Source organism: Kribbella antibiotica (genome assembly GCF_004349055.1).
In the GTDB taxonomy this organism is placed as follows: Bacteria; Actinomycetota; Actinomycetes; order Propionibacteriales; family Kribbellaceae; genus Kribbella; species Kribbella antibiotica.
This window is the reverse complement of the sequence record NZ_SMKX01000070.1, coordinates 1-11,022: the sequence shown is the minus strand read 5'-3', so window position 1 is coordinate 11,022 and position 11,022 is coordinate 1. Positions and strand designations below refer to the sequence as shown.

Genomic DNA, 11,022 nt, shown 5'->3' with positions numbered 1-11,022 from the left:
GGTCAGACCGTCGCCGGAGTCGACACGATGGCGGCGGCGATCGCGTCCCAGAGCCGGGCACGGGCGGCCAGTGCGGTGTTGATGGTGTCGGCGCAGGCGTCCCACTTGGCCTGGTCGTCACCGCACAGGTCGGCCACCATCTGCATCGCCATCGGGGTGTGGAACTCCCCGTCCACCTCGATGTGCCGCTCGAGGTAGTCGACGAAGGTGTTGAGCTTGTTCGAGCGCTCGTTCACCGCAACGACCTGGGTGAACATGTCCGGGATCAGGTCTTCGCGGCCGAACGCGAACGCCGCCGCCTGGCAGTGCACCGGCGCGTTCTCGATGATTCCCCAGGTGGTCCCGGCGAAGTCGATCGAAGCCTGCGGTACGCCGGCCGCTGCCAGCGACTCGACCACCGGAGCGCCACCGCGGAGCAGTTCGATCAGCTTGTCGATCGCCGCGGTCTCGGCGCCGGCCTCGTGCATGCCGTTGACATACAGCTCGAAGTGGCTGATGAACGCGGGCTTGCCATCGGTGCCGCCGAGCTCGTCGCTCTCCTCGACCATCACGATGTCGTTGATCAGCCGGCGGCTGCTGCGGTGCTCGGTCGGGACCCACGGCACGGTGACGCAGGTGAGCTCGCGCTGCAGGGATTTCAGCAGGGACATGAAATCCCAGACCGCGAACACGTGGTGCTCCATGAAGGTCACCAGCGCCTCGTGCGTGTCCAGAATGGCGTAGAGCGGGTGCTGGACGACCTTGTCGCGGGCCTCCGAAACGGCCTTTTCCAGCTGCTCGATGCCGGGGTGCGTCTGACCCCAATCGTAACGGGACATAGTTGTTTACTCCTTTTAGCGATCGGCCCAGAGCGTCGGGCAGTACTCGGGATCGGCGTAGTCCGGCCGCCCGTCGGAGGTCCGCCGTACCAGGGCGTCGTGGTTGTACGCCGCCGTGGTGCCGTCGGACAGCGGGAACTCGCGGTAGCGGTTGTCCCCGTCCTGCAGGTGCAGCGAGATCGCCCGGCGCGGGCGGTCGCTGACATTCGCACCGCTGCCGTGGTAGGTCCGGCAGTGGTGGAAATTCATGTGCCCGCGTGGAATCGTGATCGGGAGCTTGACCACTTCAGCTCCGTTGTACGACGCGTTCTCGGCCAGCATCTGGTCGAGCTGCGAGCGGTCCCGGTCGGCGAAGTGCCGGACGACGGTGTCGTCGGAACCGATCTCCTTCCAGCGGTGACTGCCGTCGACCATCGTGATCGTGCCCATCTCGGGCGGGCAGTCGTGGAACGGGATGAACGCGGTCAGCATCTTGTCCGAGTTCGACGACGACCAGTAGTGCTTGTCGAAGTGCCAGGGCACGATGTTCGACGGTTCGCCCTCGACCGGCGGCTTGTAGATCAGCGTGGACTGGAAGATCCGGATCTCGTGCGTCTGCGCGAGGCGGGCCGCGACCGCACCGATCAGCGGCTTGCGGAGGATCTTCGCCAGGCCGTCGTGCTCGTAGTGGACATAGTCGTTGTGGCGCTGGACATTGCCCTTGGTGGGGTCCCAATACGCGAGCTTGGGCGGGGCCGTCGGGAGGGTCCGGTCCCGCTCACCGGCGTAGTACCGCTCGCTCGCGTTGACGAGCTCGTCGGTCTCGTCGTCGGTGAGCAACTTCTTCGAGAGGTACCAGCCGTGCTCGTTGTAGAAGGCAACGTCTTCGTCCGTCGGGAGGAGCTCAATTTCCTCCTCGGACAGCTTGAACTCAAGCGTCATGGGCGAGCTCCCGCTCCTTGGCCTCGTACAGGGCCTTGATGTTGCCGCTGCCGAACGTCATCGCGCCGCGCCGCTCGATGATCTCCAGGAAGAGCGTCCGGCGGACATGCATCGACTCGGTGAAGATCTGCAGCAGCTGGCCCCAGTGGTCACGGTCGACGAGGATGCCGCGCTGCTGCAGTTCCTCGATCGGCGTATCGACCTCACCAACCCGCTCGGCGAGGGCGTCGTAGTACGTCGAAGGTGTGCCGAGGAAGTTGACCCCACGATCGGAGAGCGTGCTGACCGCCTCGACAATGTTGCTTGTGCGCAAGGCGATGTGCTGCACACCGGCACCCGCATGCCAGGTGAGGAAGTCGTTGATCTGCCCCGGGCGGCGACTGAGATCCGGCTCGATCAGCGTGAACGTGACGTGCTTCGACGGGCTCTGCACGACCTTCGAGTCCATGCCCTGGCCGGCAACCTCGATGTACTCCTCGAAGATCCGCGGGAAACCGAACACGTCCTCGTAGAACTTCGCGGTCGGCTCGAGCTCGCCGGACGGCACACAGATCGCCAGGTGGTCGATCTCGCTGAACAGCTTCTCGTCCGGTACGCCGCTCGGCGCGGTCAGCTGGATCCGCCCCGGCAGGAACTCGTGCCGCGGCCCGTGCCGCTCCACCAGCCGGTGAATCACGTCACCGAAGCCAGCGACCTCGGCGGTGATCACCACCGACTCCCCAGCCTCGAACCGCTCCGGCTCCTTGAGACCAACGGCTCCGCGCGCGACCAGTTCGCCGTACGCCGCCGTTGCGTCGTCGACCTCCATCCCGACGATCGCGACGCCGTCGCCGTGCCGCTGGACGTACGCCGCGGCCGGGTGATCAGCAACCAGGCCTGTCGTCAGCACAATCTGTACGGCGTCCTGTCGCAGCAGCAGCGAGCGCTGATCCGGCAGCCCGGTATCGGGCCCCCCTTGACCGTGCACCTGGAGCCCGAACGCATGCGCCAGGTAGAACGCCGCCTGCCGAGCGTCGCCCACGTACATCTCCACGTGGTCGATCCCGTAAATCTCCATCTACGCCTTCTCCTCACTTGATAGTTGCCGGATCTTCGGCGTACTGGCGGCGCCGAGGAGCAGGCTGACGTTCTGGCCGCCGAACCCGAACGAGTTCGAGACGGCGTACTCGAGCGGGATCGCCCGCGGTTCCTTGCGGACGTGGTCCAGCGGGCAGGCTGGATCCGGATCGTCCAGGTGGTATGTCGGCGGCGCCAGGCCGGTGTTGATCGCCAGCGCAGCCGCTGCGGCTTCGACCACTCCGGAGGTGCCGAGCATGTGTCCGGTCAACGCTTTTGTGGAGCTCACCGCTGGCATGTGGTTGCCGAAGGCAAGACCTATCGCGACCGACTCGGCGACGTCACCGAGCTTGGTGCTCGTGCCGTGCGCGTTGACATAGCCGACCTGCTCCGGCCGGATGTCTTTCAGTGCCATTCGCATGCAGGCGGCCGCGCCGGTGCCATCCGGTCGTGGGGCGGTCGGATGATGCGCGTCCGAGTTGACGCCGTACCCCGCCACGTCGGCGTATCCGCTCGCGCCTCGCGCCGCCGCATGCTGGGTGCTCTCAAGCACCAGCAGCGCGGCGCCCTCACTCAGCACAAACCCGTTACGCCTCAGGTCAAACGGTCGACTGGCTTCGGTCGGATCGTCCCAGCCCCGCGCCAGCGCTCGCGCATTCGCAAACGTCTCCGCGAACGTCGGGAACAGCGGAGCCTCACTCGCCCCACACAGTACGACGTCCGCCTCGCCCGCGCGGATGATCCGGACGGCGTCCGCGATCGCCTGCGCGCCCGACGCACACGCCGTACCGACTGCCGAGGTGTATCCCCGCATCCCGAACCGAATGGCGACTCGCGCCGCCGGCATGTTCGGCAGGATCCCCGTTAACAAGTAGGGGCTAACAGCAACCTTTCCTCGCTCGGCCCTCGCAAGAACCTGCCGCTCCAGCGTCGCCATCCCGCCAACGCCGCCGATGATCACGCCGATGCGCTCCGCATCAACGTTTTCGCCGACCACCAGGCCCGCATCAGCCAGCGCCTCCTCGGCCACCAACTGCGCGAGAATGACGGTCCGATCCATCACTTTGCCGTCCGGCCCCGACGCGATCTTTCCCGCATCGAACTCCGGTAAGAACCCACCGAGTTCAACCGACTCCGCCACCGGATGTCCTTCCGGCGGCCGGCTGATCCCAGAACGCCCGTGCAGCAACGCGTCGTACACATCGGAGGCGCCACGCCCCACCGGCGTGAGCATTCCAATGCCGGTGATCGTCACCCCGCTCACGAGCGGGCCTCACTCTCTAGGGTTTGGCGCAGCGCAACCTTGCGGACTTTGCCGGTGACGGTGACGGGCACGTCGTCGGCGCCCACCACCGTCACGCGGCGGAGGATTGCAGCGACCTCCTCGCCGACGGCTGCCTTGACGGCATCCGTGCGGTCCACCTCGGGGGCATCCGGGGCGAGCTCGAGCAGGACATCAGCGGCGTACTGCCCGCCCTCCGCCACAATCACGACCGTGCAGTCGGCAACATCGGGAAGTGCCGCGAGAATGCGTTCCTCGGACAGCGATGTGTAGAGCTGCGGCCCTTCGAACCCGGCGACCGCATCAGGGATGCGGTCCAGGTGGAAGTAGTGCCCAGCCTCGTCCCGATACACGAGATCACCGGTCACGAACCAACCGTTCAGTCGGAACCGATAGGTGTTGACCGAGTCGTTCCAATACCCCGGTGACACCGTCGGCGACCGGAACCCGAGGATTCCCGCCTTACCAGCAGGCAGTTCCTCGCCCGTCGAGCTCAGCACCGTCGCCGAAGCAAACTCGTACGGCTTCCCGATACACCGCCCGTAATGCTCAGATTCGACCGTGTGCGTGATGTGGAATCCGTTGTGTCCCATCTCGCTGGAGCCCAATCCATCAATGAAATGCGACCCCGGCACCATCACCCGGCCGTCCCGCGTCACCGTCTCGCGGCTCCCGACCGCAACCAGCTTCCGGATATGCGGCTCATGCGCACAGTCCCCGGTGTTGAACCACATCCGCACGGAGCCCATCTCCCGCGAGGCCAGGTCCTCCTTCGCGAGTCCGGCCCACGTCACCGCGAAGCCATAGACCCCATGCGGCTTCCACCGCTCGATCTGCCGAAGCACGCCGTCCGAATCCTGGCTCGACAGCAGCAACATCTCCGCGCGATTTCCCAGCACCTGATTGACCATCAGGATCGTCGCCGTGTGCGGAATCGGCAGCGCGTTCAGAATCCGGTCGGTCCCCTGCGCCTGCGGCATCGTCAGCAGATGCTTCAACGCCGCATACAACGTCGTGTGCGTATGCAGAACAGCCTTCGGTACGCCGGTAGTCCCGCTGGTGTGCGTGATCACCACCGGGTCGTCGCGGTGGTGCTGATAGCCGGCGGGCGCCTTCTCCGGGTCCCCAGCACCTAGGTCTTTCGGCTCGGCCAGCACCTCGGTCTGCAGCAACGGCTTGTGCGCGGCATCAGCCAGTACGGCGGTCACTCGCAGCCGCCGGATGTACTCATCGGCGATCGCCGGCGCCATCTTCCCGTTCAGCAGCGCCGGAATCGCGCCGACCCTCGTCAGCGCGAGGAAGCTCAGCACGACATCCTGCGCCTCGGTCGCCCAGACCGCCACGACGTCCCGCCGCCCGATCCCGCGCTCGGCCAGCCACGCCGTACGGGCTTGGACTCGTTCGTTCAGCTCACCCAAGGTCAGCGGATGCTCGGCCGGGAAGTGATCGACTGCAGTGTCGAAGGTCAGCCCCGGACCCGCCAGGTCGGCGCCCTGGGCAATCACTGTCGCCAACACGTTCCCGGTACCGATCCCCGGATCCGCGGCCAGCCGCGCTCGCCATCCCCGCGCTGTTGCCTGCTTCATCTGCACTCTCCCCCACTCACGATCTGTGCGAACGCCTCGTCCGCCTCCACCCGCACGATCAGCACCAGGTCGGCATCGCCGTCCCCGATCAGTACTGCGGCCTCGTCCAGCCCGCCGTCCGTCACACACACCACCGGGCCGCGCAGGTCCCATTTCGCCGCGATCCAGCCCGCGATGCTGTTCGGTACCGACTGGAAGAAGAACAGCGGGCCTACTCGCTTGCCCAGAGCGACCAAGCGTTCGACCGCTGCTGCACTCACGCGATCTCCCGCCGTCTCCAGCACGACACCGACCGTTTTATTGGGGCCGACGACCTCGCCGGCCCTCTCAAGGCAGCGCTCCGCCGCCGCGGCCGCGAGCGGGTTGAACGCCGACTCGACGAACCCCGGCACCCCGGCGGGCGCGTCGTCGCCCGGCTCCGGCCACTTGCCGGTCGCCAGCACCACCAAGTCATGAACCTCGATCACGCCGTCACCACCAGAGCTGTGTTGGCGCCGCCGAACGCCGAGTTCACCGAGACCGCAACGTGGGTCTGGACGTTGCGCGGCGCATCCAGAATCAGATCGATGTCACAGTGCGGATCGGGCTCAAGGAACCCGGCGTTGACCGGCAGCTTCCCCTCCAGGAGCGCCTGCACCGTCACCACGAACTCCACGACCCCGGATGCCTCCAGCGCGTGCCCGTGCAGGCCCTTGGTGGAGCTCACCGGCGGACTGGTCTGGAAGACCGTTCTCAGCGCTGCAGCCTCCGCCTGATCGCTGAAGATCGTGCCGGTCGCGTTCGCGTTCACGTAGCCCACCTGCTCCGGAGAGACCCCTGCGCGTTGCAGCGCACGCTGGAGGGCCGCAGCTAGACCACGGCCGTCCGGTGCGGGCTGGCACGGGTGGTGGGCGTCGCCTGCGCGACCCCAGCCGGCCAGCTGCGCCAGACCGGTACCGGCCTCAAGCACTACGGCCGCAACGCCGTCGCCGAGCAGAGTGCCGCGCCGCTGCGCGCTGAACGGCCGGATCACGTTGTCGTAGGCCAGTGCGCGCCCAGCGTCGAACAGGGCGAACTGGTAGGGCTCCACGAGATACGCACCGGCGACGACGATCCGCTCCGCCCGGCCGCTGCTGATCAACGCGGCTGCGTCGGCGAGCGCCGTACTGCCGGACACACAGGCGCTCGTGTAGATGCGGGCCGCGCCGAAGTCACACTCCGGCGGCGCATGCATCGCCAGCAACAGCGGCGTCGTACTGCGATCCACACCGGCCTGCGCGCACGCCGTAGCGATCGCTAGGTCCAGCTCCTCGTCCAGACTCGCGGTCCCGGCGGCCAGTGCGGCGTACCGGACTCGCAGTGCACTGGTGTCGAACCGCTGCACCTCACTGAACACGGGCTCGCCAGAGAGCTGCGCCTCGGGACCACGCCCGAGTGCAGTGAGGACGGAGAGGCCGGTCACGGCGACCGGTCGGGTGTCAGACATGACTGGACAGCACCTCAGCCAGTACGGCGACCGCCGCGTCGATGGTGGTCATCCGCTCAAGCTGTTCGTCCGGCAACTCCACGCCGTACCGCTGCTCGACCTGATGGACCAGCCACGCCAGCTCCATCGAGTCGATCCGCTCGGTACCGGGCGGACGCTGGCCGAGGCCGGCCAGCCAGTCGATGACTTCAGCCCTCCCGGGCGGGGGAAGGATTGTCATCAGACCTGCTGCGCGACCCGGCCGGCCACCTCAGCGGTGAACTCACCAACAGTCATCAGTGCGAGCTGCTCGGACTCGTCGTCGGAGAAGCGGACGCCGTACTTGTCCTCGACCCGCACCGACAGGTCGGCCAGCGCGAGCGACTCGAGGTCAACTCCAGCCGGGCCGAGGGTCGTCTCGTCGTCGATCCCCTCGACGTCGTAGTTCATGTCCTCCAGCTGCGCAATGACGAATGCGCGAACCTCGTCCTTCATCGGGTTACCTTCTTTCTGTGGGTGATGCCGTTGTTGATGTCTGGACCGCGCCGGCTGGTGACGACTCGCGCGCCACTGCCCACGCCCTCTTGCTCTCGCTCGCTCGGACGCTGATCGGCGATCCCGTGCTGACGCATTCCGAGCTGGGCCGGCCGGAGGTCGCCGGGCTGGCGGTGAGCATCAGCCACAGCCACTCGCTCGTCGCCGTCGCGGCCCGTCGTACTGGCGTCGTTGGGATCGATGTCGAGGACGTCTATCCCCGGGACGTGAGCGGGCTCGCCCGCCGCTGGTTCGACCCTGCCGAGCTGGAGTGGATGGACGGCGACCTGCTCGCGTTCCTGCAGCTGTGGACCGCGAAGGAAGCCGTCGGCAAGGCGCTCGGCCAAGGCCTGCGCAACTCCGGACTCCGGCGACGCATGCCCCTTATTGACGGGCCGGTCGAGTCCCTCCCCGGTTTCCACGTCGTTCGGCTGCCGCTGGAGGGCGCCGTACTGGCTGTCGCACTCGACGAACCGCCGGTAGAGATCGTTCTGACCGAGCATCACGACACCGCCTTACGCAGCACGGTGAGATCGCGGACCAGCTTCCCCGTCGTTGTCCGCGGCAACTGATCGAGCACGTGCAGCGTCCTCGGCCGCTTGTACGACGCGAGTCGCTGCGACAGCTCGGCTTCCAGGCGGACGGTCTCGCGCCGCTCCTTCAGCTGCAGGTAGGCCGTGATCGAACCGTCGTACACCACGACTGCGGCCTCAACACCCCGCAACGTGCCAAGGGTGTATTCGACCTCGGTCAGATCGACCTTCAGCCCGCCGACCGACACCTGTGAATCCAGCCGGCCCTTGATACTGACCAGCCCGGTCTCCGGGTCTACGACGCCTGCGTCGCGCGTCCGCAACCAGCCGTCGGACCAGCGTGCCGGATCAGACAGCCCGAGGTAGGGCGACTCCTTGCGGGCAATCTGCAGTTCGCCGTCAACCGTGCGGACCTCGATCCCGGGCGCGGGGCGGATCGCGGGCCGGTGCTGTCCGTACAGGTCGGTGCCGATGACACCGACCTCGGTCATCCCATACATGTTGCCGAGCGGAACGCCGTACTTCTGCTCGAACGCATCCGACACCGCCTTCGGCACGAGCTCGCCGCCGGTCGTCATCCGCTTGAACTGCGGCAGCGACCGCGACTGCTGAACCGAAGCCAGCAAGCCGATATGGAACGGAACCCCAAGCACAGTGGCCGGTGTGGGCTCGGCCGCGATCGCCTGAAGGATCGCGTCACCGGTCAGGCGAGCCGGCGGAACGAGCTCGACACCGGCATGCAATCCATACAGAAGCCCGCCGACGAGACCGAGCACATGCACCATCGACGGCAGCAGAATCAGTCGCTCGTTCTCGACCGGTACACCGTCGATCTGCGTGTACCGCTTGACCTCTTCGACCAGGTCTTCCGCGGTCCGGCCGATCACCTTGGAAGGCCCGGTCGAACCCGAACTGAGCTGGACGACAGCATGCGCCGTACTGGCCGGATGGCCTGAATAGCTGGCGATACTCGCCTCGACGTCGACAAACGTGCGCAGCCCCGCCACGACCGGCCCGGCCGGTGCGACCACGACCTGCGGCACCAGCCGCTCGATCGCCCGCCGCACCTCGTAATCGGTCAGCCGGTGATCGAGCAGGATCGCCTGCCCACCACTGCGCCACACCGCCAGCAAATGCGTCACGAATGCCAGCGACGGCGGTAACCGCAAAGCCGCCGCACCACCCGCCCGCAAACCGGACTGGGCCAATTCTATTTGCCGCTCCTGAACCAATCGACGCAGTTTCGCCCGGTCGATCACTTCCGGCAGCCGTAAACACACCTGGGTCCCGGGCCCGTCCAGCAGGACCTCGTCGACCCACTTCTCGATCCCGGGCACGACAAAAGAGTCGTCCATGGCCATCCGAGCTCCAAAGTCGTTGTACACAAAGGATTCGAAGGCCAGCACCCCCACCAAGGCCTGGCGATGACTGGACGATACGACACGATCACACGGGTGCGCTATGGACCAGAAGTAATGATCCCATCACGCGAAGCAACCCCTCAAAACAAACGCTCCACCCCGCCAAAAACAAACCGCAATAAATTTCTCAGACGGTTAGAAATGGACCACCCTCAACGGGATTCCGAAGGGTTCCCCGCACTCACTCACAGACCGCATCCAAAAGACACCGAAACTTTTTTCGACCCCACCGCCAACTACCCTGATGCCATGGACGACCCGGAAGTTGGCGACCTGCCCAAAGCCGTCACCGACAAGCTCACGGCCTACGCCGACCGCCTCCCCCAGCCGACGTCCATCACCCGTGAATCCGACGGCGACCTCCGGCTCACGATCGACGGCAACCGTCCCGCCGCCGTCGTCATGCACGGTGGCACCGAAGTCTTCGTCCTGGAGCTGAGCACCCACTACTTCACCGTCCAGACCGCCTACGACGACGAGACCAAACTCGAAACCGTCGACGACCTCCTCGAGACCCTGGACGTCTACCTCCAGGGCAACTACTACGAGAAGGTCTACGAATCCGCCGCTGGCGAAGAGCTCCACCGTGACCTGTACCTCGACAACGCCCACTTCGGCGGCTCCCATGGCTTCCCCCGAGCCCAGCTGCGCCGCCTCCGCGCCAAGCACACCCGCACCATCACCCCGTAGTACAGGCCGGCCTCAGTTGCCGAGCAGCGCCGCGCGGTTCGCCAGGATGTAGGCGACCGCCGCCCGATACCCGCCGGCGTGATCCTCGTCGCGATGCACGTCGAACGCCGGGTTCCCGGCCTTCACCTGCTGCTCGATATTCGCCGCGTGCCCCAGCAACCGCAGCCCGATCAGGTCCACCAGCTCGGCCGGCTCAACCCCCAGCCCATAAGCGTCACAGAACAACCGCAACCGCCGAGCCCGATCCGGCTCCACCTCCCACCCGAACGGCTGCAACCAAGCCGGCGGATGGAACGGCACGAACTGATGCGCCGCATACGCCAAATCCCAGCGCCTATTGGACGGCCGGATCGTGTCCCAGTCGATGATCCCCACCACCTCGGCCCCGTCGAACACCAGATTCCACGGCGCCAGATCCCCATGCCCGATGCAATCCACCTGCACCGGCGCCGCAACCTCCAGGTCCCGCCACTCCCCGTCCACCGGCTCAAACCCCGCCGTAGCGTCATGCAACCGCCGTACCGCCCGAGCCACACTCACCAACACCGCATCCGACCTGAGATCGGCACTCAACGGCGGATACCCGGCCACGCCGTCGAGGTACGTCAGCGTCTCGGTCTCACCCTCGGTCGCGACAAGCCTAGGAGCCAGCTGAAACCCCACCCGCTCCAAATGCCGCAACAACGCATGGCTATTGGCCTGTCTCTTATACAAATCTCCGAGCCCCCGAGACACTG

At 66.4% G+C, this 11,022-nt stretch carries 13 protein-coding genes; 2 read left to right on the top strand and 11 right to left on the bottom strand.

Annotated elements, in window-relative coordinates; translation table 11 throughout:
* Positions 1-2 precede the first annotated feature (2 nt).
* From E1263_RS22860 to E1263_RS22820, 9 genes are read right to left on the bottom strand one after another with little or no spacing between them, the layout of a single operon-like run.
* A complete protein-coding gene (locus tag E1263_RS22860; RefSeq protein ID WP_132170651.1) occupies positions 3-818 on the bottom strand; it encodes a DUF3050 domain-containing protein in 816 nt (271 codons plus the stop codon).
* Positions 819-833: 15 nt separating this feature from the next.
* The gene (locus E1263_RS22855) at positions 834-1,739 is read right to left on the bottom strand and encodes a phytanoyl-CoA dioxygenase family protein (RefSeq protein ID WP_132170649.1); all 906 of its coding nucleotides are present in this window, start codon (positions 1,737-1,739) and stop codon (positions 834-836) included.
* Entirely contained in the window at positions 1,729-2,796 is a 1,068-nt protein-coding gene (gene hppD / locus E1263_RS22850; RefSeq protein WP_132170647.1) for a 4-hydroxyphenylpyruvate dioxygenase, read from the bottom strand. The genes E1263_RS22855 and hppD overlap by 11 nt, the downstream gene beginning before the upstream one ends.
* Positions 2,797-4,059 (bottom strand): beta-ketoacyl-[acyl-carrier-protein] synthase family protein, encoded by a 1,263-nt coding sequence (locus E1263_RS22845; protein ID WP_132170645.1) that lies wholly within the window; start codon positions 4,057-4,059, stop codon positions 2,797-2,799. It lies immediately after the preceding gene.
* Positions 4,056-5,663, bottom strand: a complete 1,608-nt coding sequence (locus E1263_RS22840; RefSeq protein ID WP_132170643.1) for a class I adenylate-forming enzyme family protein — start codon at positions 5,661-5,663, stop codon at positions 4,056-4,058. Before E1263_RS22840 ends, E1263_RS22845 begins: the two co-directional genes overlap by 4 nt.
* Positions 5,660-6,130 (bottom strand): beta-ketoacyl-[acyl-carrier-protein] synthase family protein, encoded by a 471-nt coding sequence (locus tag E1263_RS22835; protein ID WP_238161426.1) that lies wholly within the window; start codon positions 6,128-6,130, stop codon positions 5,660-5,662. Before E1263_RS22835 ends, E1263_RS22840 begins: the two co-directional genes overlap by 4 nt.
* Positions 6,127-7,128: a beta-ketoacyl-[acyl-carrier-protein] synthase family protein gene (locus tag E1263_RS22830; RefSeq protein WP_132170641.1), complete on the bottom strand. Its 1,002-nt coding sequence runs from the start codon at positions 7,126-7,128 to the stop codon at positions 6,127-6,129. The genes E1263_RS22835 and E1263_RS22830 overlap by 4 nt, the downstream gene beginning before the upstream one ends.
* Positions 7,121-7,348, bottom strand: coding sequence for an acyl carrier protein (locus tag E1263_RS22825; protein ID WP_132170639.1), 228 nt, complete (start codon positions 7,346-7,348; stop codon positions 7,121-7,123). Before E1263_RS22825 ends, E1263_RS22830 begins: the two co-directional genes overlap by 8 nt.
* Positions 7,348-7,602 (bottom strand): acyl carrier protein, encoded by a 255-nt coding sequence (locus tag E1263_RS22820; RefSeq protein ID WP_132170637.1) that lies wholly within the window; start codon positions 7,600-7,602, stop codon positions 7,348-7,350. The genes E1263_RS22825 and E1263_RS22820 overlap by 1 nt, the downstream gene beginning before the upstream one ends.
* 17 nt (positions 7,603-7,619) lie before the next feature.
* On the opposite strand from E1263_RS22820, the gene E1263_RS22815 reads away from it, so the two are divergent.
* Positions 7,620-8,213, top strand: a complete 594-nt coding sequence (locus E1263_RS22815; RefSeq protein WP_165956728.1) for a 4'-phosphopantetheinyl transferase superfamily protein — start codon at positions 7,620-7,622, stop codon at positions 8,211-8,213.
* Here the strand turns inward: E1263_RS22815 and E1263_RS22810 are convergent.
* Complete coding sequence (locus E1263_RS22810; RefSeq protein ID WP_238161425.1) at positions 8,144-9,529, bottom strand: class I adenylate-forming enzyme family protein; 1,386 nt, start codon at positions 9,527-9,529, stop codon at positions 8,144-8,146. The two genes, E1263_RS22815 and E1263_RS22810, sit on opposite strands and share 70 nt — an antisense overlap.
* Before the next feature lie 315 nt (positions 9,530-9,844).
* On the opposite strand from E1263_RS22810, the gene E1263_RS22805 reads away from it, so the two are divergent.
* Positions 9,845-10,285 carry a hypothetical protein gene (locus E1263_RS22805; RefSeq protein ID WP_132170631.1) on the top strand — a complete coding sequence of 147 codons (441 nt, stop codon included), beginning with the start codon at positions 9,845-9,847 and terminating at the stop codon, positions 10,283-10,285.
* Between the two features lie 12 nt (positions 10,286-10,297).
* On the opposite strand, the gene E1263_RS22800 is transcribed toward E1263_RS22805, so the two are convergent.
* A partial coding sequence (locus E1263_RS22800) for a phosphotransferase enzyme family protein (RefSeq protein WP_238161424.1) occupies positions 10,298-11,022 on the bottom strand: 725 nt, incomplete at its 5' end.